Annotated in this window: 23 protein-coding genes; 7 read left to right on the top strand and 16 right to left on the bottom strand. The window is 60.4% G+C overall.

Translation table 11 applies throughout. The annotated features are described in order from the left end of the window. Positions 1 to 36: 36 nt before the first annotated feature. From purT to F7R06_RS22530, 5 genes are all read right to left on the bottom strand, one after another. Entirely contained in the window at positions 37 to 1,218 is a 1,182-nt protein-coding gene (purT, locus tag F7R06_RS22550; protein ID WP_090316608.1) for a formate-dependent phosphoribosylglycinamide formyltransferase, read from the bottom strand. 99 nt (positions 1,219 to 1,317) lie between these two features. Further along, the gene (locus tag F7R06_RS22545) at positions 1,318 to 1,785 is read right to left on the bottom strand and encodes a VUT family protein (protein WP_090316605.1); all 468 of its coding nucleotides are present in this window, start codon (positions 1,783 to 1,785) and stop codon (positions 1,318 to 1,320) included. A 202-nt stretch (positions 1,786 to 1,987) separates the two neighbouring features. After that, positions 1,988 to 2,203, bottom strand: coding sequence for a DUF1289 domain-containing protein (locus F7R06_RS22540; protein WP_090316602.1), 216 nt, complete (start codon positions 2,201 to 2,203; stop codon positions 1,988 to 1,990). Beyond that, complete coding sequence (locus F7R06_RS22535; RefSeq protein ID WP_047538150.1) at positions 2,200 to 2,724, bottom strand: gamma carbonic anhydrase family protein; 525 nt, start codon at positions 2,722 to 2,724, stop codon at positions 2,200 to 2,202. The genes F7R06_RS22540 and F7R06_RS22535 overlap by 4 nt, the downstream gene beginning before the upstream one ends. Positions 2,725 to 2,779: 55 nt before the next feature. Then, positions 2,780 to 3,379, bottom strand: coding sequence for a CoA pyrophosphatase (locus F7R06_RS22530; RefSeq protein WP_090316600.1), 600 nt, complete (start codon positions 3,377 to 3,379; stop codon positions 2,780 to 2,782). A 147-nt stretch (positions 3,380 to 3,526) separates the two neighbouring features. Between F7R06_RS22530 and F7R06_RS22525 the strand changes: the two genes are divergently transcribed. Next, positions 3,527 to 4,075 carry an NUDIX hydrolase gene (locus F7R06_RS22525; RefSeq protein ID WP_090316597.1) on the top strand — a complete coding sequence of 183 codons (549 nt, stop codon included), beginning with the start codon at positions 3,527 to 3,529 and terminating at the stop codon, positions 4,073 to 4,075. A 50-nt stretch (positions 4,076 to 4,125) separates the two neighbouring features. Then, entirely contained in the window at positions 4,126 to 4,629 is a 504-nt protein-coding gene (locus tag F7R06_RS22520) for a L,D-transpeptidase family protein (RefSeq protein ID WP_090316595.1), read from the top strand. 116 nt (positions 4,630 to 4,745) lie between these two features. Here F7R06_RS22520 and F7R06_RS22515 read toward each other — a convergent pair whose 3' ends face one another. Both F7R06_RS22515 and purL read right to left on the bottom strand, forming a co-directional pair. Continuing rightward, positions 4,746 to 5,057 (bottom strand): YqfO family protein, encoded by a 312-nt coding sequence (locus F7R06_RS22515; RefSeq protein ID WP_090316590.1) that lies wholly within the window; start codon positions 5,055 to 5,057, stop codon positions 4,746 to 4,748. A 5-nt stretch (positions 5,058 to 5,062) separates the two neighbouring features. After that, a complete protein-coding gene (gene purL, locus F7R06_RS22510) occupies positions 5,063 to 8,959 on the bottom strand; it encodes a phosphoribosylformylglycinamidine synthase (protein WP_090316587.1) in 3,897 nt (1,298 codons plus the stop codon). A gap of 286 nt (positions 8,960 to 9,245) precedes the next feature. Here purL and mltF point away from each other — a divergent pair, with 286 nt between their 5' ends. Then, entirely contained in the window at positions 9,246 to 10,706 is a 1,461-nt protein-coding gene (gene mltF, locus F7R06_RS22505; RefSeq protein ID WP_090316583.1) for a membrane-bound lytic murein transglycosylase MltF, read from the top strand. Between the two features lie 125 nt (positions 10,707 to 10,831). Here the strand turns inward: mltF and pdxJ are convergent, their stop codons facing one another. The 8 genes from pdxJ to lptF all read right to left on the bottom strand — a co-directional run bounded on the left by pdxJ (position 10,832) and on the right by lptF (position 19,223). Then, a complete protein-coding gene (pdxJ, locus tag F7R06_RS22500; RefSeq protein ID WP_090316581.1) occupies positions 10,832 to 11,578 on the bottom strand; it encodes a pyridoxine 5'-phosphate synthase in 747 nt (248 codons plus the stop codon). A gap of 51 nt (positions 11,579 to 11,629) precedes the next feature. Beyond that, complete coding sequence (gene recO, locus F7R06_RS22495; protein WP_090316578.1) at positions 11,630 to 12,319, bottom strand: DNA repair protein RecO; 690 nt, start codon at positions 12,317 to 12,319, stop codon at positions 11,630 to 11,632. 131 nt (positions 12,320 to 12,450) lie between these two features. Beyond that, positions 12,451 to 13,353, bottom strand: coding sequence for a GTPase Era (gene era, locus F7R06_RS22490; RefSeq protein WP_090316575.1), 903 nt, complete (start codon positions 13,351 to 13,353; stop codon positions 12,451 to 12,453). Next, the gene (gene rnc / locus F7R06_RS22485; protein ID WP_008056598.1) at positions 13,346 to 14,035 is read right to left on the bottom strand and encodes a ribonuclease III; all 690 of its coding nucleotides are present in this window, start codon (positions 14,033 to 14,035) and stop codon (positions 13,346 to 13,348) included. Before rnc ends, era begins: the two co-directional genes overlap by 8 nt. 184 nt (positions 14,036 to 14,219) lie before the next feature. Then, the gene (gene lepB, locus F7R06_RS22480) at positions 14,220 to 15,074 is read right to left on the bottom strand and encodes a signal peptidase I (RefSeq protein ID WP_090316568.1); all 855 of its coding nucleotides are present in this window, start codon (positions 15,072 to 15,074) and stop codon (positions 14,220 to 14,222) included. Positions 15,075 to 15,079: 5 nt separating this feature from the next. After that, entirely contained in the window at positions 15,080 to 16,879 is a 1,800-nt protein-coding gene (lepA, locus tag F7R06_RS22475) for a translation elongation factor 4 (protein ID WP_090316563.1), read from the bottom strand. A gap of 171 nt (positions 16,880 to 17,050) precedes the next feature. Continuing rightward, complete coding sequence (gene lptG, locus F7R06_RS22470; RefSeq protein WP_090316559.1) at positions 17,051 to 18,112, bottom strand: LPS export ABC transporter permease LptG; 1,062 nt, start codon at positions 18,110 to 18,112, stop codon at positions 17,051 to 17,053. Further along, complete coding sequence (gene lptF / locus F7R06_RS22465; protein ID WP_090316556.1) at positions 18,105 to 19,223, bottom strand: LPS export ABC transporter permease LptF; 1,119 nt, start codon at positions 19,221 to 19,223, stop codon at positions 18,105 to 18,107. The genes lptG and lptF overlap by 8 nt, the downstream gene beginning before the upstream one ends. 397 nt (positions 19,224 to 19,620) lie before the next feature. Between lptF and F7R06_RS22460 the strand changes: the two genes are divergently transcribed. The 3 genes from F7R06_RS22460 to F7R06_RS22450 are packed head-to-tail and all read left to right on the top strand — an operon-like array spanning position 19,621 to position 21,998. After that, a complete protein-coding gene (locus F7R06_RS22460; RefSeq protein ID WP_090316551.1) occupies positions 19,621 to 21,111 on the top strand; it encodes a leucyl aminopeptidase in 1,491 nt (496 codons plus the stop codon). A 60-nt stretch (positions 21,112 to 21,171) separates the two neighbouring features. After that, complete coding sequence (locus F7R06_RS22455) at positions 21,172 to 21,600, top strand: DNA polymerase III subunit chi (RefSeq protein WP_090316547.1); 429 nt, start codon at positions 21,172 to 21,174, stop codon at positions 21,598 to 21,600. An 8-nt stretch (positions 21,601 to 21,608) separates the two neighbouring features. Then, positions 21,609 to 21,998 carry a DNA polymerase III subunit chi gene (locus F7R06_RS22450; RefSeq protein ID WP_090316544.1) on the top strand — a complete coding sequence of 130 codons (390 nt, stop codon included), beginning with the start codon at positions 21,609 to 21,611 and terminating at the stop codon, positions 21,996 to 21,998. A 31-nt stretch (positions 21,999 to 22,029) separates the two neighbouring features. On the opposite strand, the gene F7R06_RS22445 is transcribed toward F7R06_RS22450, so the two are convergent. Next, on the bottom strand, positions 22,030 to 22,779 hold the full coding sequence (locus tag F7R06_RS22445; protein WP_090316541.1) for a sulfite exporter TauE/SafE family protein: 750 nt from the start codon (positions 22,777 to 22,779) through the stop codon (positions 22,030 to 22,032). Between the two features lie 198 nt (positions 22,780 to 22,977). Between F7R06_RS22445 and xseA the strand changes: the two genes are divergently transcribed. Then, the gene (gene xseA / locus F7R06_RS22440) at positions 22,978 to 24,357 is read left to right on the top strand and encodes an exodeoxyribonuclease VII large subunit (protein ID WP_090316538.1); all 1,380 of its coding nucleotides are present in this window, start codon (positions 22,978 to 22,980) and stop codon (positions 24,355 to 24,357) included.

The following is a 24,357-nucleotide window of genomic DNA, read 5'->3' as shown; positions in this document are numbered from 1 at the left end:
GAGCCCATAGAAGGTATAGGCCCGCCAGCGAGGTTTTTACAGCTCGACGACCACCGCCTGCGACGCACGGGTCGCCTTGGCGCGAGCGGCTTCGATCGATTCATCGCGAGCCAATGCCACACCCATGCGGCGCTGGCCGTTGACTTCAGGCTTGCCGAACAGACGCAACGCAGTATCCGGCTCGCTCAATGCGGCGCCCAGGTTGGCGAAAGAGGTCTGGGTCGACTGCCCTTCCACCAGAATCACCGCCGAAGCCGAAGGCCCGAACTGACGGATCAATGGAATCGGCAGGCCCAGGATCGCCCGGGCGTGCAGGGCGAATTGCGACAGGTCCTGGGAAATCAGCGTGACCAGACCGGTGTCGTGCGGGCGCGGCGACACTTCGCTGAACCACACCTGATCGCCCTTGATGAACAGCTCCACGCCAAACAGACCACGGCCACCCAGGGCTTCGGTCACAGCCTTGGCCACGCGCTCCGATTCTGCCAGGGCAATCGGGCTCATGGCTTGAGGCTGCCAGGATTCCTGGTAGTCGCCCTTCTCCTGACGATGGCCGACCGGCGCACAGAACGTGGTGCCGCCGACATGACGCACGGTTAGCAGGGTGATTTCGTAGTCGAAATCGATGAAGCCTTCGATGATCACCCGGCCTTTACCGGCGCGGCCGCCTTCCTGGGCGTAATCCCAGGCCTTCTTAACGTCATCGACACTGCGCAGCAGGCTCTGGCCTTTGCCCGACGAACTCATGACCGGCTTCACCACGCACGGAAAACCGAGGTCCTCGACCGCCTTGCTGTAGTCCTCGAAGGTGTCGGCGAAGTGGTACGGCGAGGTCGGCAGGTCCAGCTCTTCGGCGGCCAGGCGACGGATACCTTCACGGTTCATGGTCAACTGGGCGGCGCGCGCGGTCGGGATCACGGTGAAGCCTTCGGACTCCAGCTCCACCAGGGTCGCGGTGGCAATGGCTTCGATTTCCGGCACGATGAAGTGCGGCTTCTCGGCTTCGATCACCGCACGCAGGGCGGCGCCATCGAGCATGTTGATCACGTGGCTGCGGTGGGCAACCTGCATGGCCGGTGCATTGGCATAACGATCCACGGCAATCACTTCAACGCCCAGGCGTTGCAGCTCGATCACCACTTCCTTGCCCAACTCGCCACAGCCACACATCAATACGCGGGTCGCAGTCGGCGACAATGGAGTTCCGATACGGGTCATCTCAGGTCCTCAAAGGAGCGGATCATCGAGGATACGGCGAAATACGCACGATCCATGGGGAGAAAGCGCGGCATTTTACATGAACCACAGGGTTTGGCTTCAGCTGACGACGGCCTGTTTGCGCAAGCGCCAGGCCATGATCAGCCACACCGCAGTCACACCGGCGAACTTCGAGCCCAGCGCGGTGAGGATCACGCCGGGGGTCAGTGCGTCGATCATGCCGAAGAAAATGAAGGTATCGAGGGGAATACTCAGGGCCGAACTTATCCACAGACGATCGTGCAGCGGACGCTTGGTGAGGCTGAACACCAGCCAGTCAATGCATTCGGAGACCGCGAACGCCGTGGCGCTGGCCAGGGCAATGGACGGATCGGAGGTGATATAGGACAGCACCAGCGCCGCCAGCATGGCTGCGATGGCCCCATGACCGAAGCGGGTTTGCACCATGTCGCGCAGGATGAACACCAGACCACCCCAGGCTGACCAGATGATGTCCAGGTGCGGCGCGGTGGAAAAGGCATAGTTGATCAGCACGACGCTGCTGATGTAGGCGATGAGGAAGAGCATGAGGGTACCTGTCAATTTGCGCACAGGGTACTTCATCTTCAATACACAGATAACCTGTGGCGAGGGAGCTTGCTCCCGCTGGAGCGCGCAGCGCTCCCAAACCAGAAGACGCAGTGTGTCAGATGAATGACATCGAACAGATCGGGTCTGCTGCGCAGCCCAGCGGGAGCAAGCTCCCTCGCCACAAAAAGTCCACTCTAATTCAGCGACCAGATTTGGTCGGCAACATCCAGATCAACCCACTGGCCTTGGCCCGCTCATGGCACAACCCCAGCACCGTGCGGCGTTCGTCGTTGGTCATACGGCTCCAGCGGGTAATTTCTTCGACCGTGCGCTGGCAGCCCGTGCAGATGTCATCGTCGTCCAGTGCGCAAATATTCACACAGGGCGATGATACGGGGCGTTCGGTGGTCGTCATTCTTCTTGCTCAACCAGATCGCGGGCGTAACGCTGAGCGTTATGCACGTAGTGAGCGGCGCTGGCTTCGAGCATTTTCTTCTGCGGTTCGGTCAGTTCGCGCACCACTTTGCCGGGCGAGCCCATCACCAGTGAACCGTCCGGAATTTCCTTGCCTTCGCCAATCAGCGAGTTGGCGCCGATGATGCAGTTCTTGCCGATTTTCGCGCCGTTGAGAATGACCGCATTGATGCCGATCAGGCTGTAGTCCCCTACGGTGCAGCCATGCAGCATGGCGTTATGGCCAATGGTCACGCCGGTGCCGATGGTCAGCGGGTAGCCCATGTCGGTGTGCATCACGGTGCCATCCTGGACGTTGCTGTTCTTGCCGATCAGGATCAACTCGTTGTCGCCCCGCAGCACGGCGTTGAACCAGACGTTGGCACCCTCTTCCAGCTTGACCTTGCCCACCAGCACGGCATTGGGAGCGACCCAGCTCTGTGGGTGGGTCTCGACACGGGCGTCGCCCAGGCGGTATTTCATCGTGTTGTCCTCAAGGCGCAGGCAGCGGCGTGTTCAGGCCATTGGAGTGATGGCTTCAGGTATTGATAAAGCTTTTGGGCGGTTGGTGCAGGCTGATTTTGGCGTCATAGAGCAGGTTGATCAACTCGACGATCATGATTGCCGTAAGGCCCCAGATCTTGTATTCGCCATAGCGATAACTCGGCACGTACCAGCTGCGGCCCTGATAATCGATGCGGTGGGTGTGTTCGCGCGGGTCCTTGCGGAAGAACTCCAGGGGCACGCTGAACACCGCGGCAATCTCGGCATCGTTGGCCTGGTATTCGACGAAATCGGGAATCACCCCGACATAAGGGGTGACCTTGATCCCGTGCAGGGAAATCAGCGGGCTGAGCGGGCCGATCACTTCAACCAATCCTGGCGGCAAACCAATCTCTTCTTCGGCTTCGCGCAGGGCGGTGAAAATCAGGTCGGGGTCTTCGGGGTCGCGGCGGCCGCCGGGAAAGGCGACTTCGCCACCGTGGGTCGAGAGGCCACTGGCACGCAGGGTCAGCAGCAGCTCCGGTTCGTCACTGCGGGTGATGGGCACCAGGACGGCGGCCTCGGGGAAACGTCGGTCGGTCTCCAACGTGCGCGGAGTGTGGTTACTTACCCGATGCAGTAGCTCGTCCAGCATGAGTGTTCTCGATCTGTGCCTTACCCTGCATCATGCACCAATCGCTTCGGCCGCCCAACCCCTCGTACAGCAGCGTGTCGCGAAACGACAACTTGCCGACGGACACCGCCGCACGCCAAGATAGGCGCAGCATTCAGGAACCCAAGCATGAAATTTTGCAGTCAATGCGGCAACCCGGTGACCCAGCGCATTCCCGAAGGCGATTCGCGCCTTCGTTTCGTCTGCGACCGCTGTCAGACCATTCATTACCAGAACCCCAATATCGTCGCCGGTTGCGTGGCGACCTGGGGCACCAAGGTGTTGCTGTGCCGACGCGCCATCGAGCCACGCCTGGGTTATTGGACCCTGCCCGCCGGCTTCATGGAGAACGGCGAGACCATCGAACAGGCGGCGATTCGCGAAACCGCCGAGGAAGCCTGTGCCCGGGTGCGCAACCTGAGCATCTATACCCTGATCGACGTGCCGCACATCAGCCAGGTGCATGTATTTTTCCGCGCCGAACTAGCGGACCTGAACTTCGCCGCCGGCCCCGAAAGCCTGGAAGTGCAATTATTCGACGAAGTCGACATTCCCTGGGATGAGCTGGCTTTCCGCACGGTGGGCCGTACCTTAGAATGCTTCTTCGCTGACCGGCGGACCGAGGTCTACCCCGTGCGGTCCGAATCGATCCCGCCGCTTGCTCAGCCTGCCAACTAAAAAACATCTATAAATGAATAATCGAGACACCTTTTTGGGGAATCGTTTCAATGCGCTGGTTGCTTGCCCTGTTTTGCTTGTCGTTCATCACGGTGTCCCAGGCTTCTGCCGTGGAAACGCTGAACGGCAAGGTCATCGAGAAAGTCCTGGTTCTCAAGTCCGCACATCAATTGCAATTGATCAATGACGGCAAGCCGGTCAAGACCTATCGCATTTCCCTGGGCAAAAACCCGAGGGGGCCGAAACTGATGGAGGGCGACAAACGTACGCCGGAGGGTTTCTACTGGATCGACTGGCGCAAGACCAGCAACAACTTCAATCTGGCGATGCACATTTCTTACCCGAACATCACTGACTCCGCCCGCGCGCGCCGCGAAGGTGTCGAGCCCGGCGGCATGATCATGATCCACGGCACCCCGGACACCGAAGACACCCCGGAAGACCTGTTCCACACCCTGGACTGGACCGATGGCTGCGTCGCCATGCGCAACATGGACATGCGTGAAGTCTGGAATCTGGTGCCGGATGGCACGATGATCGAGATTCGTCCGTAATCACCTAAGAGCCTGATAAAGCGCCATCGCTGGCTAGCCAGCGATGAGGCCCTTCCAGGCAATAAAAAACCCGCTGAAATCGCTTTCAGCGGGTTTTTCATTTCAGCGGCGAAGAATCAGAAATCCTCCAGCCGCCACACTTCATAAGCCGGTGTCTCGTAGGGGTGGCTGCCTTTCAAGGCAGCCACCACATCGCGGATCAACTCATCGGCCACGACCAGCTCGACTTTCCACTCCTCGACCCGTTCGACCTGCCCTGCCTCGCCAATGAACGGCTGACTGCCATCCAATGGACGAAACTGGCCTTGGCCCAACACCTGCCATGCGCAGTGATCGTAAGCACCGATCCGTCCGCCACCGGCGGCGAATACGGCACTTTTGACCACGTCGACATGGCTGTCGGGAACAAAAAAGCTGAGCTTGTACACGGCTCTTAGTTCACCCACACACGAGCGTTACGGAACATGCGCATCCAAGGGGCGTCTTCGTTCCAGTCATCCGAACGCCACGAGTTCTGCACGGCGCGGAACACACGCTCCGGGTGCGGCATCATGATGGTTACGCGACCGTCGCGGCTGGTCAAACCGGTGATCCCGCGCGGCGAGCCGTTCGGGTTGGCCGGGTAGTTTTCGGTGACCTTGCCGTGGTTGTCGACGAAACGCATCGCCACGCAACCGGACAGATCGGCTTCCAGCAACGCTTCTTCGCTGGCGAATTCGGCATGACCTTCGCCGTGAGCAATGGCGATCGGCATACGCGAACCGGCCATGCCTTGCAGGAAGATCGAGTTCGACTCCTGGATCTGCACCATCGCCACACGGGCTTCGAACTGCTCGGAACGGTTACGCACGAAGTGCGGCCAGAACTCGCTACCCGGAATCAGTTCGTGCAGGTTGGACATCATCTGGCAACCGTTGCACACACCGAGGGTGAAGCTGTCGTTACGCTCGAAGAAGCCCTGGAATGCATCGCGGGCACGGCTGTTGAACAGCGCCGACTTGGCCCAGCCTTCACCGGCACCCAGTACGTCGCCGTACGAGAAGCCACCGCAAGCGACCATGCCCTTGAACTCGTTCAGGTCGACACGGCCGGCCAGAATGTCGCTCATGTGCACGTCGATCGCGTTGAAACCGGCGCGGTCGAACGCCGCCGCCATTTCCACCTGGCCGTTGACGCCCTGCTCACGCAGCACGGCGACCTGTGGGCGGATGCCTTTCTTGATGTAAGGCGCGGCGATGTCCTGATTGACGTCGTAGCTGAGCTTGACGCTCAGGCCCGGATTGTCTTCTTCCAGCAGTACGTCGAACTCTTGATCGGCGCAGTCGGCGTTGTCACGCAGACGCTGGATTTGGTAGCTGGTCTCGGCCCACTGGCGTTGCAACAGACGACGCTGGCCTTCGAATACGGTGTCGCCGTTGAAGGTAATGCTGATCTCGCCGTTGTTGATCGGCTGGCCGATCACCGACACGCATTCGCCCAGGCCGGCAGCGCTGAACTGCGCGAGGATGTCCGGGGTGGCGTCCTGGCGAACCTGGATCACCGCACCCAACTCTTCGTTGAACAGGATGGCGGCGATATCGGCGGAAGTTTCCGCCAGACCGTCGAGATTCAGGCTCAGACCGCAGTGACCGGCGAAGGCCATTTCCACGGCGCTGGTCAGCAGACCACCGTCGGAACGGTCATGGTAGGCCAGCAGGTGACCGTCGGCGTTGAGGCCCTGGATCACGGCGAAGAACGCTTTCAGGTCTTCGGCGTCGTCGACGTCCGGAGCCTGCTTGCCGAGCTTGCCGTGAACCTGGGCGAGGATCGAGGCGCCCATGCGGTTCTGGCCGCGGCCCAGGTCGATCAGGATCAGGTCGGTGGTGCCCTTGTCCATGCGCAGTTGCGGGGTCAGGGTCTGACGGATGTCAGTCACTGGCGCGAAACCGGTCACGATCAGGGACATTGGCGAAGTGACCGCCTTGTCCACACCTTCATCGTTCCAGCGCGTGGCCATGGACATCGAGTCCTTGCCCACCGGAATGGTGATGCCCAGCTCAGGGCACAGTTCCATGCCGACCGCTTTGACGGTGTCGTACAGACGCGCGTCTTCGCCCGGGTGACCGGCAGCCGACATCCAGTTCGCCGACAGCTTGATGTCGGAGATCTTGGCGATGCGCGAGGCTGCGATGTTGGTCAGGGTTTCGCCGATGGCCATGCGGCCCGACGCCGGAGCGTCCAGCAGCGCCAGCGGAGTACGCTCGCCCATGGCCATGGCTTCACCGGTGTAGACGTCGAAGCTGGTGGCGGTGACGGCAACGTCGGCCACCGGAACCTGCCAGGGGCCAACCATCTGGTCACGGGCCACGAGGCCGGTGATGGTGCGGTCGCCGATGGTGATCAGGAAGCTTTTGCTCGCCACGGCCGGGTGATGCAGGACGCGCTCGACGCATTCGCCGATGTTCAGGGTCGACGGATCGAAATCGTCGCCCAGCTCGTTTTCACGCACCACCGAACGGTGCATGCGCGGGGCTTTGCCCAGCAATACTTCCAGCGGCATGTCCACCGGGCTGTTGCCGAAGTGGCTGTCGGTCACGGTCAGCTGCGGCTCGGCAGTGGCTTCGCCGACCACGGCGAACGGGCAACGCTCGCGTTCGCAGATCGCCTTGAAGCGCTCGAAGTCAGCCGGGCCGACGGCCAGTACGTAACGTTCCTGGGATTCGTTGGACCAGATTTCGTGCGGGGCCATGCCCGGCTCGTCGTTTGGAATGTTGCGCAGTTCGAAACGGCCACCACGGTCGCCGTCGTTGACCAGTTCCGGGAAGGCGTTGGACAGACCGCCCGCACCCACGTCGTGGATGAAGCTGATCGGGTTCTTGTCACCCAGTTGCCAGCAACGGTCGATGACTTCCTGGCAGCGACGCTCCATCTCAGGGTTTTCACGCTGTACGGAAGCGAAGTCCAGGTCGGCCGAGCTGGTGCCGGTGGCCATGGAGGAAGCCGCGCCGCCGCCCAGACCGATCAGCATCGCCGGGCCGCCGAGCACGATCAGCTTGGAGCCAACGACGATTTCGCCTTTCTTGACGTGTTCTTCACGGATGTTGCCCATGCCGCCAGCCAGCATGATCGGCTTGTGGTAGCCGCGAACTTCATCACCGTGCGGGGTGGTGATGGATTGTTCGAAGGTACGGAAGTAACCAGTCAGTGCAGGACGGCCGAATTCGTTGTTGAACGCCGCGCCGCCCAATGGGCCTTCGATCATGATGTCGAGCGCGGTAACGATGCGCTCAGGCTTGCCATATGGCACTTCCCATGGCTGTTCGAAGCCCGGGATCTGCAGGTTGGACACGGTGAATCCGGTCAGGCCAGCCTTCGGCTTGGCACCACGACCGGTTGCACCTTCGTCGCGGATCTCGCCACCGGAACCGGTGGACGCGCCCGGGAACGGGGCAATCGCGGTCGGGTGGTTGTGGGTCTCGACCTTCATCAGGATGTGCACCGGCTCCTGCACCGCGCCGTACTGGCGGGTTTCAGGGTCCGGGAAGAAACGCCCGGCCACGGAGCCGACGATCACCGAAGCGTTGTCCTTGTAAGCCGACAGAACGCCTTCGCTGTGCATCACGTAGGTGTTCTTGATCATGCCGAACAGGCTTTTTTCCTGGCTTTCACCGTCGATGTCCCAACTGGCGTTGAAGATCTTGTGACGGCAGTGCTCGGAGTTCGCCTGGGCAAACATCATCAGCTCGATGTCGTGCGGGTTGCGCTTCAAGCCGACGAAAGCGTTGACCAGGTAGTCGATTTCGTCTTCAGCCAGGGCCAGGCCCAGCTCGGTGTTGGCTTTTTCCAGCGCGGCGCGGCCGCCACCCAACACGTCGATCGCGGTCAGGGGCTTGGGTTCGGCGTGGCTGAACAGGCCGGCGGCCTGCTCGAGGTTGCCCAGGACGATCTGGGTCATGCGGTCGTGCAGCGCATCAGCAATGAGTTGCGCTTCAGCATCGCTGAACTGGCCGGCAACGTAGAACGCGATGCCGCGCTCCAGGCGCTGGATCTTGGTCAGGCCGCAATTGCGAGCGATGTCGCTGGCCTTGCTCGACCATGGCGAAATGGTGCCAAAACGCGGCAACACCAGAAACAGACGACCGGTCGGCTCCTGGACCGGAACGCTTGGACCGTACTTCAGAAGGCGCGCAAGCACCTGCTGTTCGTCGTCGGTCAGGACGCCGGTAACTTCGGCGAAGTGAGCGAATTCAGCATACAGGCCACTGACAGCCGGGACCTTCTGGCTCAGTTGCTCAAGGAGCTTGCTGTGGCGAAAGGCAGAAAGGGCAGGAGCGCCGCGCAGGATCAACATCTTCGGGACAGCCTCGGGAAGGGGTGTGCTTTGAGGCCGTGCATTCTAGCCTAAACAGCCCGCGACATCACCCGAAACGCTACGCACGGTTGCACCCGGGCGTCCGGGCGGGCGTCCGAGCGAAAAACCAGGGCCGACCGGAGCACTTTTCACCCGTTATTTTCACTGTCATAAAAAGTGCTTAAAGCCCATTCCTGCGGGCTCCAAGTGGGATTTTCGCTCTCTAGCAGACAAGCCCTTTGCTGTCGAGATATGGCGCTCGTTGTCCTTTGCGTATACTGCGCAAATGTTTTCCCCAATGGCTTTGCGTCCGCGGTTCGCCAAATGGCTGATCGCAACCGGACTCTTCCTGATGCTCAGTGGCTGTGTTGATAAACCCAACACACTGGAGCGCGTAAAGGAGGATGGTGTGCTGCGGGTGATCACCCGAAACAGCCCCGCCACTTACTTTCAGGATCGCAACGGTGAAACCGGCTTCGAATACGAGCTGGTGAAGCGCTTCGCCGACGATCTGGGGGTCGAGCTCAAGATCGAGACCGCCGACAACCTCGACGACCTGTTCAACGAGGTGGGCAAACCCAAAGGCCCGGTACTCGCGGCCGCAGGGCTGGTCAGCAGCGAAGCGCGCAAAAAGCAGGTACGGTTTTCCCACTCCTATCTGGAAGTGACCCCACAGATCATCTATCGCAATGGCCAGTCGCGCCCTACCGAAGCGAAAGATCTGGTGGGCAAGAAGATCATGGTGCTCAAGGGCAGCACCCACGCCGAACAACTGGCGCAGCTGAAAAAGCAATTTCCCGGCATTGAATACGAAGAGTCCGACGCCGTCGAAGTCGTCGATCTGTTGCGCATGGTCGATGAGGGGCAGATCGATCTGACCCTGGTGGACTCCAACGAAGTCGCGATGAACCAGGTGTACTTCACCAATATCCGGGTCGCCTTTGACCTGGGTGACGCCAGCAACCAGAGCTGGGCAGTGGCGGCTGGCGATGACAACAGCCTGCTCAACGAGATCAACGCCTACCTGGACAAGGTCAAGAAGAACGGCACCCTGCAACGCCTCAAAGACCGCTATTACGGGCATGTCGATGTGCTTGGCTATATGGGTGCCACCACCTTCGCCCAACACTTGCAGCAACGTCTGCCCAAGTACGAACAGCACTTCAAGGCCTATGCCAAGAAAGAGAAAGTCGACTGGCGCCTGCTGGCAGCCATCGGCTATCAGGAATCGCTGTGGCAACCGGCCGTCACCTCCAAAACCGGCGTGCGAGGCCTGATGATGCTGACCCAGAACACTGCGCAGGCCATGGGCGTGTCCAACCGCCTCGATCCCAAGCAGAGCATCATGGGCGGCGCCAAATACCTGGCTTACATGAAGGATCAGCTCGACGAGTCGATTCAGGAACCGGACCGCACCTGGTTTGCCCTGGCGGCCTATAACGTCGGCACTGGTCACCTGGATGACGCGCGCAAAATGGCGACCAAGGAAGGCCTGAACCCGGACAAGTGGCTGGACGTGAAGAAAATGCTGCCGCGCCTGTCCGAGAAGAAGTGGTACAGCAAAACCCGATACGGCTATGCCCGTGGCGGCGAGCCGGTGCATTTTGTGGCCAACATCCGTCGCTATTACGACATCCTGACCTGGGTCACGCAGCCGCAGCTTGAAGGCGATCAAGTGGCCGAGGGCAACTTGCACGTGCCGGGGATCGACAAGACCAAACCGGCTCCGGAACCGGCACCGCTTTAACAACCTTCACCAAACAATTGTGGGAGCGAGCCTGCTCGCGATGAGGCCCTTTCAGTCACTTCAATTGTGCCTGTCAGGCCACCATCGCGAGCAGGCTCGCTCCCACATTGGTATTGCGCTCGGTTTTAAGCCTTGGCAGCCGCCGCCAGAATCAGCGTTTTCATCTCCGAAACAGCCGACTTGAAGCCCACGAACAAGGCATGGGCCACCAGCGCGTGGCCGATGTTCAATTCGTTGATGCCCTTGATTGCAGCCACGGCTTCGACGTTGTGGTAATGCAGGCCATGGCCGGCGTTGACGATCAGGCCCTGGGCCAGACCAAACGCCACGCCGTCGGCTACACGCTTGAGTTCTTCAGCGACCTCGGTCGGTGTCTCGGCATCGGCGTAACGCCCGGTGTGCAGCTCGATGGCCGGCGCGCCCACACGACGAGAAGCCTCGATCTGGCGTTCGTCGGCATCGATGAACAGCGACACTTCAGAGCCGATCTTCGACAGACGCTCCACGGCTGCCCTGATCCGCGCTTCCTGCCCGGCCACGTCCAGCCCACCCTCGGTCGTCAGCTCTTGACGGGTTTCCGGTACCAGGCAAATGTGCGCCGGGCGAATACGCTCGGCGAAAGCCATCATTTCTTCGGTCACACCCATTTCGAAGTTCATGCGGGTTTGCAGCACGTCCTTGAGCAATAACACATCGCGCTCCTGGATGTGGCGACGGTCTTCACGCAGGTGCACGGTGATGCCGTCAGCCCCCGCCTCTTCCGCATCCAGCGCAGCCTTGACCGGGTCCGGATAGCGAGTCCCCCGGGCCTGACGCAGGGTGGCAACGTGGTCGATGTTTACGCCAAGAAGAATGCGGGTGCTGGTGGTCACAGAAGCGCTCCAGAAGAAGAGAAAGTTCGGTGCACAGCATACATGGGGAATTTACGGTTTTCGAAACAACTCGCGGGAAACCAGCGGTCGGCCACCCAGATGCACGGCCAGTGCCTGGCGCATCAGGCGTTTGGCTGCCGATAGGGCCCCCGGTGCTGACCAGTCGGCTTCGGCCATCGCCAGCAGCTCGGCGCCATTGAACAGCCCCGGTTGTAACAGGTAGACCCGCTCCAGCCCCGCATCCACTTGCAAACGGTAGAGTCCATCCGCCGCGATGACATTGCCGTGGATGTCAGTGGTCAAGGCGAAGCCGTAGCCCAGGTCGTCAAGCAGCCGCCATTCGAATGAGCGCAACAATGGCTCAAGCGGCCGGCCTTCGGCCAGGGCCAGCAATGTGGCGGCGTAATGATCGAACACGGCGGGATGCGGATCTTCGGCGGGCAGCAGGCGAATCAGTAACTCATTGAGATAAAGGCCGCTGAACAATGCCTCGCCATTGAGCCAGGTGGAAACGCCAGCGCTTTCCATGCGCCCCACGTTCTTGAGCTCGCCCCGCCCTCGAAATTCGACTTCCAGTGGCACGAATGGCCGCGCCAGGGTCCCGGCCTTGCCTCGTGCACTGCGCAAAACCGCCCGCAGCCGACCTTGCGGCGTGAGGAAGTCCACCAGCGCGCTGCTTTCGCGGTAGGCGCGGGAGTGGAGGACGTAGGCGGGTTGGCAGAGGGGTGGAGCTTGCGACATAAGCTTTTCGCCAGGTTGTAGGAGCGAGCTTGCTCGCGATGGTGGATAACGATAACGCTGGCTATCTGAATGAACGCGGCGCTTTCAGATCCATCGCGAGCAGGCTCGCTCCTACAGGGGGCTGCGCTGTATTACAGGTCGCCGTAACCCAGCGAGCGCAGGGCACGCTCGTCGTCGGACCAGCCGCCTTTCACCTTGACCCAAAGGTTAAGCATGATCTTGGAGTCGAACAGCAGTTCCATGTCCTTGCGCGCCTCAGTGCCGATACGCTTGATGCGTTCGCCCTTGTCGCCAATGATGATTTTCTTCTGGCCGTCACGCTCGACGAGGATCAACGCGTGAATGTGCAGGGTTTTGCCCTGCTGCTTGAACTCTTCGATTTCGACGGTGATCTGGTACGGCAGCTCAGCACCCATCTGGCGCATGATTTTTTCACGCACCAACTCAGCGGCAAGGAAGCGGCTGCTGCGGTCGGTGATCTGGTCTTCCGGGAAGAAGTGATCGTTTTCCGGCAGATGATCGGCAATCACCCGCTCCAGCGCATCGAGGTTGTGCCCGTGCTGGGCCGAGATCGGGATGATCTGTGCATTCGGCAACTGTTCCTGCAACCAGGACAGGTGCGGCATCAGCTCAGCCTTGTCTTCGATGCGGTCGGTCTTGTTCAACGCGACGATCAGCGGGCCGGTCACGTATTGCACGCGCTCGAGGACCATCTGGTCTTCTTCGGTCCACTTGGTGCGGTCAACCACGAAGATCACCACGTCGACGTCTTTCAACGCCGCCGACGCGGTCTTGTTCATGTAACGGTTCAGGGCTTTCTCGCCACCCTTGTGCATGCCAGGGGTGTCGACGTAGATCGCCTGCACATCACCCTCGGTCTTGATACCGAGCATATTGTGGCGGGTGGTTTGCGGCTTGCGCGAGGTAATCGCCAGCTTCTGACCGAGGATGTGGTTCAGCAACGTGGACTTGCCCACGTTCGGACGGCCGACGATGGCAACATAGCCACAGCGCGTTGCGGTTGTATCAGTCATTGCCATTCTCCACACCCAGGGCAATCAGTGCTGCGGCGGCCGCTACCTGTTCGGCAATACGACGACTCACACCCTGACCTCGGCTTTTTTCATTCAGTAAGGTGATTTCGCATTCGACGAAGAACGTCCGGCAATGCGGCTCACCCTGGATATCCACCACTTCGTAACGCGGCAGCTCGCAACCACGGGACTGCAGAAATTCCTGCAGGCGGGTTTTTGGATCTTTGTTAGTGTCGACCAGCGTCAGGCCTTCGAACTCACCGGCCAGCCAGGCCAGCACGCGCTCGCGCGCCACTTCCATGCCAGCGTCGAGGTAGATCGCACCAATCAGCGCTTCCAGGGCATCGGCCAGGATCGACTCGCGACGGAAACCGCCGCTCTTCAACTCGCCGGAGCCCAGGCGCAGGTATTCGCCCAGATCGAAACCACGGGCCAGTACGGCCAGGGTCTCACCTTTCACCAGACGGGCACGCAAACGCGACAACTGGCCTTCGCGGGCCAGCGGGAAGCGATCGAACAGCGCCTCGCCAGCCACGAAGTTGAGAATGGCATCGCCGAGGAACTCCAGGCGTTCGTTGTTGCGCCCGGCAAAGCTTCGGTGAGTCAGGGCCAGGACCATCAGTTCCTGATCCTTGAAGGTGTAGCCGAGCTGACGCTCGAGACGGCTTAAGGAGACGCTCACGGTTTACCCACGCTGAGTTCGTGGTTGGATTCCACCGCCATCGCCGGGGTTCGACGCAGGCTTGGGACAATTAACGCTGTGTTCAAAAATAACGTCCTGAATATCGTTGTTTTCATGCAGCCAGTGTCGATTGTGTCGACTCCAGAAATGCATTCGGCGCTGTGTTCAACAGCGCCGTGTTTGATTACTTGATCAGGCCAACCCGCGAGAAATTCGGCAGGTGACTGAGTTTCGGTTCCGGCCAGCTCATCCAGACTGCAAAGGCCTTGCCGACGATATTCTTGTCGGGAACCATGCCCAGCAGATCCTTGGGAATGTTCGGATCATCCCAGTAGCGACTGTCGTTCGAATTGTCGCGGTTGTCGCCCATCATGAAGTAGTGCCCGGCAGGCACGGTCCATGTACGGTCCGGCGTTGCGCGGTAACGACTCATTTCCTTGCGGATCAGGTGCTCGGCGGCGCCGAGTTTTTCCTTGTAGAGCTCGGCGCTGCCCAGGGTGCCCGGCTCGGAGCCGACCAGTTGCTCGGCAATCGACTGACCGTTGACGAACAGATGCTTGTCGGCGGTGTAACGAACCTGATCACCCGGCAGACCGACGACACGCTTGATGTAGTTGACGTTCGGATCGCTTGGATAGCGGAACACCATCACATCACCGCGCTGTGGCTCGCCGACTTCGATGACTTTCTTGTCGATGACCGGCAAGCGGATCCCGTAGGAAAACTTGCTCACCAGGATGAAGTCGCCGACGTCCAGGGTCGGTTTCATCGAGCCGGAAGGAATCTGGAACGGTTCCACCAGGAACGAACGCAGCACCAGCACGATGAACAACACCGGGAAGAACGACTTGCCGTATTCGACCAGCAGCGGCTCTTTGTTCAGTTTCTCGACCACCATCACATCAGGCTGGCTTACGCTGCCCTGATAGGAGGCAATGGCGGCACGCCGACGCGGCGCCAGGAACAGCAGATCGAGCAACGCCAACAAGCCGCAAACGAATACGGCGATGACCAGCAACAGCGGGAAATTTAGTGACATAGGACCTAACTATCCAACCTGAGCACTGCAAGGAAGGCTTCTTGTGGAATTTCCACGTTACCGACCTGCTTCATGCGTTTTTTACCGGCCTTTTGCTTTTCCAGCAGTTTTTTCTTACGGCTAACGTCACCGCCGTAGCATTTGGCCAATACGTTCTTCCTGAGTGCCTTGACGGTTGTCCGCGCCACAATCTGACCGCCAATGGCGGCCTGGATTGCCACGTCGAACATCTGCCGCGGAATCAGGTCTTTCATCTTCTCGGTCAACTGGCGACCTTTGTAGTGCGCATTGTCCTTGTGCACGATCAGCGCCAGGGCATCGACCTTGTCGCCGTTGATCAGCACATCCAGTTTCACCAGATTAGCCGATTGGTAACGATCGAAATGGTAATCCAGCGAAGCATAGCCGCGGCTGGTGGACTTCAGACGATCGAAGAAGTCCAGGACCACCTCGTTCATCGGCAAATCATAGGTCACCTGGACCTGGCTACCGAGGAACAGCATGTCGTGCTGAATGCCGCGTTTCTCGATGCACAGGGTAATGACGTTGCCCAGGTGCTCTTGCGGCACAAGAATATTGGCCCGCACGATCGGTTCACGCATGTCTTCGATCGACGACAGGTCCGGAAGTTTCGACGGGTTATCGACGTAGATCGTTTCACCGGTCTTGAGCAGCAGCTCGAAAATTACCGTTGGCGCCGTGGTGATCAGGTCCAGGTCGTACTCGCGCTCCAGGCGCTCCTGGATGATTTCCATGTGCAGCATGCCGAGGAAACCGCAACGGAAGCCGAAGCCCAGAGCATCGGAGCTTTCCGGCGTGTATTGCAACGACGAGTCGTTCAGGGTGAGCTTTTGCAGCGCCTCACGGAAGTCTTCGAAGTCGTCGGAGCTGACCGGGAACAGACCGGCGTACACCTGTGGCTGAATACGTTTGAAGCCTGGCAGCACGTCGACATCCGGCGTCGAGCTCAGGGTCAGGGTGTCGCCCACTGGCGCACCGTGAATGTCCTTGATGCCAGCAATGATGAAGCCCACTTCACCGGCTTTCAGGTCAACGGTCGCGGTGTGTTTAGGATTGAATACACCGACACTGTCCACCAGATGGATCTTGCCGGTGGACTTGACCAGAATCTTGTCGCCCTTCTTCACGCGGCCATGGCGAACGCGCACCAGGGACACAACGCCCAGGTAGTTGTCGAACCAGGAGTCGATGATCAACGCTTGCAGCGGATCTTCGATGTTGCCGGTTGGCGCCGGAATAGTGGTCACCAGGCGCTCAAGCACTTCATCGACGCCCAGACCGGTCTTGGCGCTGCACGTGACCGCGTCGGTGGCATCGATGCCGATGATTTTTTCGATTTCTTCTTTGACGCGGTCCGGATCGGCCTGTGGCAGGTCGATCTTGTTCAACACCGGCATCACTTCCAGGCCTTGCTCGATCGCCGTGTAGCAGTTGGCAACCGACTGTGCCTCAACACCCTGACCGGCATCGACCACCAGCAGCGCGCCTTCACAGGCCGCCAGCGAGCGGCTGACTTCGTAGGTGAAGTCAACGTGGCCGGGGGTGTCAATGAAGTTCAACTGATAGGTGATGCCATCACGGGCTTTGTAATACAGGGTAACGCTATGCGCCTTGATGGTGATGCCGCGTTCACGCTCAAGGTCCATGGAGTCGAGGACCTGGGCTTCCATTTCGCGCTCGGCCAGGCCGCCACACATCTGGATGAAACGGTCGGCCAGCGTCGACTTGCCATGGTCAATGTGGGCGATGATGGAGAAATTGCGGATATGACTCAAATCACTCACGGATCAACACTCAAAAAGGCTGCAGGCATAGCCCGCCGAAAAATAGCCGGGAATTGTACCTGATCCACGGCGCAAGCGTCACGTTTGCAGGTAAGACAGCCTGTACAAAAACGCCCCGGTCTTGCGACAGGGGCGTTTTTTATGACCAGTGAAGCCGGGAATGTCCCGCCCTCAACCGGCGCGACGCAACAACAACAGCCCGGCCAGGGCGCAGATACTGGCCGGTACCAGCACTGCAAACAACGGTGAGAAACCGAACACCAGGCTCGAAGGGCCCAGCAGGTCCTGAGCAATGCGGAAGGTGAAGCCCACCAGAACCCCGGTAAATACCCGCTGACCGAGGGTCACCGAGCGCAACGGGCCGAAAATGAAGGAAATCGCCATCAGCACCAGTGCGGCCGTGACCAGCGGCTGCAACACCTTGACCCAAAATGCCAGCCAGTAACGACCATTGTTCAAGCCCTGTTCCGCCAGGTAGTGGATATACCCCCACAGACCGCTGATCGACAGCGACTCGGGTGTCATCACCACGGTATTGAGCAATTGAGGACTCAATGCCACGTCCCAGCGCTCCTGGGGAGCATTCACCACTTCAGAACTCTTCTCGTGGAACAGCGTGGTGGTGACATCGGTCAGCTGCCAGTGCTCCTTGTCGAAGTCGGCGCGCTTGGCGAAGCTAGCGGACAGCATGTGCCTCTCGGCGTCAAAGCGATAACGGGTCACACCGTACAAAATGCCATTGGGCTGAACGGAGTTGATGTGGATGAACTCATCGCCCTGACGGTGCCACATGCCGTGCTTGGCGCTTTGCGCATCGCCGCTGCCCTGGGCCAGGGAGCGATTGGCCTGGGCGATGTTTTCGCAGGCGGGGGCGACGTACTCGCCGATCAGCACGCCGGCAATCATCAGCACCAGCATGGGCTTCATGACCGCCCAGACGATTCGCCCGATCGACACGCCGGCGGCGCGCATAATGGTCAATTCGCTGTTGCTGGCCAGGCTGCCGAGGCCGATCAGGCAACCGATCAGCGCCGCCATCGGCATCATGTCGTAGAGGCGGCGCGGTGCGGTCAGCAGCACATAACTCGCGACATCGGACAGGGTGTAGGTATCGCTGATCTCGCTCATTTCGTCGATGAACGCGAACAACGTCGCCAGCCCCAGGATGATCCCCAGTACCGCCAGGATCGCAATGAGCACGCTGCTACCAATGTAGCGATCGAGCTTAACCACGGGCCACCTCCAGCGCGCTGCGGCGACTCGCCATCTTCAAGCGCAGGGGTTCCCAGTAAAGCAGGCCCAGGCCGATGATCAGGAAGATGGCATGTACCCACCACAGGCCCAACGCCACCGGGATCTTGCCCTTGTCCAGGGCGCCGCGCGCGGCAATCAGCAGGGTCAGGTAAGCCATATAAAGAAGAATCGCCGGCAACAGTTTGAGGAAGCGACCCTGGCGCGGGTTGACTCGCGACAGCGGCACCGCCATCAGGGTCACGATAAAGACCAGCAATGGCAGGGACAGCCGCCATTCGAGTTCGGCGCGCAGGCGCAGGTCATCGCTGTTCATCAGGGCTCTGGTGCTCAGCGCATCACGGTCGGTGACTTCGTCGCTGACATCCGGTTTAGGCAGCAATACCCCGTACTCGTCGTACTTGATCGCCCGGTAGTCAGCCTGCCCCGGATTACCGTCGTAACGATAGCCATTGTCGAGGATCAGGTAGCGATTGCCATCAGGGTTGATTTCCTGGCGGCCCTTTTCGGCCACCAGGACCGAAATCCCGCGATCTTTCCCGTCGGATGAGGCGTTCTTTTGCGAGATGAATACGCCGCTCAGGTTGATACGATCATCGGACAATTGCTCGGTGTAAGTCACCCGGGTACCGTCGCGCAACGCCTGGAAGCGACCCGGCTCCAGGGTATCGAACTCGGTCAGGGCATCCTGTTTGTTGAGCAACAACTGAAACTGATTGGCCCCTTGCGGTGCCAGGCTCAGGCTCAGCCAGGCCACGACCACTGCCACCAGCGTGGCCGGGAAAAGGGTCATGACCAGCAAGCGCTGCTGGCTCATGCCGGTAGCCGAAAGCACGGTCATCTCACTTTCCAAATACAGCCGGCCATACGCCAGCAGAATCCCCAGGAACAGCCCCAATGGCAGGATCAGTTGCAGGAATCCCGGTAGACGAAAGCCCATGATCAGGAACAGTGAACCCGGATCCAGAAGGCCCGAAGCCGCCTGGGCGAGGTACTTGATGAAACGTCCGCTCATGATGATGACCAGCAGCACGGCGCTGACGGCGCTCAAGGTCAACAGGACTTCGCGGGATAGGTAACGGAAGACGATCAAACCAGACACTCCAGGATTGTCAGGCGAAGGCGGCCAAACAAGCAGACATATCAGGCAGCCCACAAGGCAGAGCCGCCGAAAAAGATGGCGCATTATCCTGTGATTGAGTGCACCTGTCACTGCGCAATGCGTGGGGCACCCGCAGGAGCGAGGTGCTCGCGAAGGGCGACCTCTATATCGCGCGAAGCCTGAAAGCCCGCGGCGGCCTCAAGTTCTTCGCGAGCAGGCACGCGCCTACAATCGTATGGCCGAGGGTTGTCAGGCGCCGGTAGCGAGGTTCAAACTGCGGCCTTCGTCGCCGGTCGGTACTGGCGCCTTTCTATTTAGATGCAGGCAAGCGACGCACACCTATTGTGGAGCGCGCTTGCAAGCTGACCATCAATTCAGGGACCCGGACATGGAACTGGTTGTAAAGAGCGTTAACCCGGAAACGTTGAAAACCGCCACGCTGGTGGTCGCCGTCGGTGAAGACCGTAAACTCGGTGCCGCCGCCAGGCAACTCGACGAACTCAGCGGTGGTGCGATCAGTGCCGTTCTCAAGCGTGGCGACCTGGCCGGCAAGGTGGGCCAAAGCCTCTTGCTGCACAGCCTGCCAAACCTGAAGGCCGAGCGCGTGCTGTTGGTCGGCGTGGGCAAAGATGAAGAACTGGGCGACCGCCCGTTCCGCAAGATCATCGCCGGCGTACTCAATACCCTCAAGGGCCTGGGCGGCAGCGATGCGGTCCTGGCCCTGGACGAAATCGTGGTCAAGGGCCGCGACAGCTACGGCAAGACCCGCCTGCTGGCCGAAACCCTCGTGGACGGCGAATATCAGTTCGATCAGTTCAAGAGCCAGAAAGCCGAACCGCGCGCCCTGAAGAAAGTCACCCTGCTGACCATAAAGGCCGCCCAGGCTGAAGTGCAACGCGCCGTGACCCACGCCACCGCCATTGCCAACGGCATGGCCTTCACTCGCGACTTGGGCAACTTGCCGCCAAACATCTGCCACCCGACGTTCCTTGGCGAGCAAGCGAAAAACCTCGGCAAAGAGTTCAAGGACCTGAAAGTCGAAGTCTTCGACGAGAAGAAGATCAAGGCACTGGGCATGGGCTCGTTCTATGCCGTTGGCCAGGGCAGCGCCCAGCCGCCGCGCCTGATCGTCATGCAGTACAACGGCGGCAAGAAGTCCGAGAAGCCCTACGCCCTGGTCGGCAAAGGCATCACCTTCGACACCGGCGGTATCAGCCTCAAGCCAGGCGCCGGCATGGACGAAATGAAATATGACATGGGCGGCTCTGCCAGCGTATTCGGCACCCTGCGAGCGGTGCTTGAGCTGAAATTGCCGATCAACCTGGTGTGCATCCTGGCCTGCGCCGAGAACATGCCGAGCGGCAACGCTTCGCGCCCGGGCGACATCGTCACCACCATGAGCGGCCAGACCGTGGAAATCCTCAACACTGACGCCGAAGGCCGTCTGGTGCTGTGCGACGCCCTGACCTACTCTGAGCGTTTCAAGCCACAAGCCGTCATCGATATCGCCACCCTGACCGGTGCCTGCGTGGTTGCCCTGGGCTCCCACACCTCGGGCCTGCTGGGCAACAACGATGAACTGATCGACCAACTGCTCAGCGCCGGCAAGGCAGCCGACGACCGCGCCTGGCAACTGCCGCTGTTCGATGAGTACCAGGAGCAACTCGATAGCCCGTTCGCCGACATCGCCAACATCGGCGGCCCGAAAGCCGGCACCATCACCGCAGCCTGCTTCCTGTCGCGCTTCACCAAAAACCTGAACTGGGCTCACCTGGACATCGCCGGCACCGCCTGGACCAGCGGCGGCAAGGACAAAGGCGCCACTGGCCGTCCGGTTCCCCTGCTGACCCAATACCTGCTGGACCGCGCCAAAGCCTGAAACCGATGAACCTGAGCGGCGTCGCTTTCGGGCGGCGCCGCTCTAGGCTCAGGAACCGCAATGACCAAAGTAGACTTCTACATCCTGCCCAGCGCCGATCCTTCGGCACGCCTGGATTTTGCCTGCAAGCTCACCGAAAAAGCCTGGCGCATGGGGCACCGCATTTACCTGCATTGCAGCGACGCCTCCCAGCGCGAGGATCTCGATGCACGCTTATGGGCATTCAAGGGCGAAAGTTTTGTGCCCCACGGCCCTGCCGAAAGCGAACCCGACAGCCTGATTGTCCTGGGTCTTGGCGACGACTGCGGCCAGCACCAGGATTTACTGGTCAATCTTGACCTGAAAGTGCCGGCCTTTGCCCAGCGCTTCGCCCGCGTGGCAGAAGTGGTGGTGGAAGACCCGGTGATTCGCCAGGCCGCACGCGAGAGTTTCCGTTTCTACCGCGAACAGGGCTATCCTCTGCAAGATCACCGTTTACAGCGACTCTGAGCATTCCGATGGACACTCCAAAACCGCTGCAAAAGTCCGTGCACCTGCTGGATGACCTTGAGTCGATCCGCCAACTGCTCGGCGATGACAACCTGCAACCACCACTGCTGACCGACACGGTCGATGAAGGTGAACAGGAACAGATTCCAATGCTGTTCGATACCGTCAGCGCCCCCGCGCCGATCATCGAACCGAAAGCCCCGGCGCCAGCCGCCGAACCGGCGCCGACCACCCGCAAGGGCGCCGACGCCCTGCTCTACCTCGACAACGAACTGCGCGCTGCCGCGCAATTGATCATGCAGGACGTGATCGACGACTTCGCGCCGCACATCGAAACCGAAATCAAGCGCCGCTTGAATGCGCGGATGGAGCGGTTGCTGAGCCAGTACAACGATTGATCCTGGTGAGTAGACAACCTGGTGGCTGGGGTCAGGTGCTGAGGTAGCGCCCGATCAGCGCGACCCCGCTCGCCAGCACCAACCAAGTCACCAGCCGCACGAAGGCCTCGCGAGACAGGCGCATCGTCAGCCGTCGACCGATCCATAGCCCCAGCGCCATCGCCGGCAACAAGCACAGCGCCAGTACCAACAAGGGCAGCTCGGCGTACACGCCCGCCACAATGAAGAGGCTCAACCGCACCACGGTGCTGCAACTGATCAGCGCGCTCTGCGTCGCCCGCGCCTCGTCCTTGGGCAGTCGACTGTTCAAATAAATCGCGTACAAAAAACCGCCACTGCCGAACAACGCACCGAACATCCCGCCCACCGTTCCCATCGGCAGCGCCCCCACGGCAGACAATTGCGTCGGACGGGCTTTGACCCAGAGGCTGTAGATGGCATAGGCGCTGATAAACAGCCCCATCAACAGCAGTAACAGATCGGATTTCAGGTTCAGCAAAAAAATCACGCCCAACGTGCAACCGACCGCCATGCACGGCAGCAAACGCAATAACTCCGGTTTCGCCACATCACGCCGCGAGGGCAACAGATTGCCGAATGCCGCGACAAAATCCAGCAGCACCAGCAAGGGCATGAACACAATCAGAATCGGCCCGGCCACCAGCGCGGTGCCGAACCCGGCGATGCCGAATACGATATAGGCCAGGGCGATCCCGCCCCCGATCACCAGCCATTCCATGACTCCGAACGGCCATTGGTTCAACAACTCAAGCACATTCATTCCCCCGGTCTTCCTTGATTGCCGCTGACGACTTTAACCTTGCGGGAGCGAGCTTGCTCGCGATGGCGTCTTAAAATTCACCGACGATGTCGCCTGCCGAACCGTTATCGCGAGCCAGCTCCCGCCCACAAAGGCATCAACAAGGGAATTGTGCGCACGCATGGAGATTGATCACCGAATGCCTTTAAACTGCGCCCCATGATTAAAGATCCCTTTGCAAGACTCGGCCTGGACCGTGAAGTCCTGACCGTCAGCCAGCTCAACGGCCGCGCGCGGGTGCTGCTCGAAGACGTGTTCAGCAACATCTGGGTCGAAGGCGAAATCTCCAACCTCGCCCGTCCGGCGTCCGGCCACGTGTATTTCACGCTCAAGGACAGCGGCGCCCAGGTGCGCTGCGCGCTGTTCCGGCAGAACGCTGCGCGGGTACGACAAGCGTTGAAGGACGGCCTGGCGGTGAAGGTACGCGGCAAGGTTTCGCTGTTTGAGGGGCGTGGTGATTACCAACTGATCCTCGACACCGTGGAACCGGCCGGCGACGGCGCCTTGCGGCTGGCCTTCGACGCGCTGAAGGAAAAGCTCAGCGCCGAAGGCCTGTTCAGTGCCGAACGCAAGGTACCGCTACCGGCCCATCCACAGCGGATCGGCATCATCAGTTCGCCCACCGGTGCGGTGATCCGCGACATCATCAGCGTGTTCCGCCGTCGCGCACCGCAGGTACAACTGACACTGATCCCCACAGCCGTTCAGGGCCGCGAAGCCACTGCGCAGATTGTGCGCGCGCTGAAACTGGCCGATGCCCGCGGCTTCGACGCCTTGATCCTGGCCCGTGGCGGCGGCTCGCTGGAAGACCTCTGGTGCTTCAACGAAGAAGCCGTGGCCCGCGCGGTGGATGCCTGCATAACGCCGATCGTCAGTGCCGTCGGCCATGAAACCGACGTGTCCATCAGTGACTTCGTCGCCGACGTGCGCGCCCCGACGCCATCTGCCGCCGCTGAATTGCTCGCGCCGGACTCCAGCGATCTGGTCCGTCGGGTCGAAAGCCTGCACCGACGGCTGGTGATGCGCATGCGCGACCGTTTGATGCGCGACCGTCTGCGCCTCGAAGGTATCTCCCGGCGCTTGCGTCACCCCGGCGAACGCCTGCGCCAGCAAGCGCAACGCCTGGATGATCTGGACATGCGCATGCGCCGCGCGTTCGAACGCAGTCTCAACACCCGTCGTGAACGGCTGATTCGTCTGGAAACCCGCCTGGCCGCGCAACATCCAGGCCGGCAACTGGCGATGTTGCGCCAGCGCCTCGACAGCCTCGCCGAGCGCCTGCCTCGTGCCATGCGCGAGGGCCTGAAAAACCGTCGCCTGCAGTTGCAAAGCCAAATGCAGACCCTGCATGTGGTCAGTCCCCTGGCGACGCTCGGTCGCGGCTACAGCATTTTGCTCGATGAGCGCGGCAACGCGATTCGCAACGCCGCTCAAACCCAAAACGGACAGCGTCTGAAAGCCAAATTGGGCGAAGGCGAACTGCAAGTACGGGTCGAAGACAATCACCTGACGCCTGTCACCCTTTCATTACTGGATTGA

This window comes from Pseudomonas moorei, from assembly GCF_008801475.1.
GTDB classification, from domain to species: Bacteria; Pseudomonadota; Gammaproteobacteria; order Pseudomonadales; family Pseudomonadaceae; genus Aquipseudomonas; species Aquipseudomonas moorei.
Note: the sequence above shows the minus strand (reverse complement) of the source record. Positions and strands in the feature narration are given on the sequence as shown.

What these genes read in the sequence shown, in the direction of transcription:
- F7R06_RS22530 (WP_090316600.1), bottom strand. Translation starts at nt 3,379, where the DNA reads ATGCTGGACGAGCTACTGCATCGGGTAAGTAACCACACTCCGCGCACG.
- lepB (WP_090316568.1), bottom strand. Translation starts at nt 15,074, where the DNA reads ATGTCACTAAATTTCCCGCTGTTGCTGGTCATCGCCGTATTCGTTTGC.
- F7R06_RS22545 (WP_090316605.1), bottom strand. Translation starts at nt 1,785, where the DNA reads ATGCTCTTCCTCATCGCCTACATCAGCAGCGTCGTGCTGATCAACTAT.
- F7R06_RS22445 (WP_090316541.1), bottom strand. Translation starts at nt 22,779, where the DNA reads ATGAATGTGCTTGAGTTGTTGAACCAATGGCCGTTCGGAGTCATGGAA.
- F7R06_RS22520 (WP_090316595.1), top strand. Translation starts at nt 4,126, where the DNA reads ATGCGCTGGTTGCTTGCCCTGTTTTGCTTGTCGTTCATCACGGTGTCC.
- F7R06_RS22450 (WP_090316544.1), top strand. Translation starts at nt 21,609, where the DNA reads ATGGACACTCCAAAACCGCTGCAAAAGTCCGTGCACCTGCTGGATGAC.
- xseA (WP_090316538.1), top strand. Translation starts at nt 22,978, where the DNA reads ATGATTAAAGATCCCTTTGCAAGACTCGGCCTGGACCGTGAAGTCCTG.
- era (WP_090316575.1), bottom strand. Translation starts at nt 13,353, where the DNA reads ATGACTGATACAACCGCAACGCGCTGTGGCTATGTTGCCATCGTCGGC.
- F7R06_RS22540 (WP_090316602.1), bottom strand. Translation starts at nt 2,203, where the DNA reads ATGACGACCACCGAACGCCCCGTATCATCGCCCTGTGTGAATATTTGC.
- F7R06_RS22535 (WP_047538150.1), bottom strand. Translation starts at nt 2,724, where the DNA reads ATGAAATACCGCCTGGGCGACGCCCGTGTCGAGACCCACCCACAGAGC.
- mltF (WP_090316583.1), top strand. Translation starts at nt 9,246, where the DNA reads ATGTTTTCCCCAATGGCTTTGCGTCCGCGGTTCGCCAAATGGCTGATC.
- F7R06_RS22455 (WP_090316547.1), top strand. Translation starts at nt 21,172, where the DNA reads ATGACCAAAGTAGACTTCTACATCCTGCCCAGCGCCGATCCTTCGGCA.
- purT (WP_090316608.1), bottom strand. Translation starts at nt 1,218, where the DNA reads ATGACCCGTATCGGAACTCCATTGTCGCCGACTGCGACCCGCGTATTG.
- F7R06_RS22525 (WP_090316597.1), top strand. Translation starts at nt 3,527, where the DNA reads ATGAAATTTTGCAGTCAATGCGGCAACCCGGTGACCCAGCGCATTCCC.
- purL (WP_090316587.1), bottom strand. Translation starts at nt 8,959, where the DNA reads ATGTTGATCCTGCGCGGCGCTCCTGCCCTTTCTGCCTTTCGCCACAGC.
- recO (WP_090316578.1), bottom strand. Translation starts at nt 12,319, where the DNA reads ATGTCGCAAGCTCCACCCCTCTGCCAACCCGCCTACGTCCTCCACTCC.
- F7R06_RS22460 (WP_090316551.1), top strand. Translation starts at nt 19,621, where the DNA reads ATGGAACTGGTTGTAAAGAGCGTTAACCCGGAAACGTTGAAAACCGCC.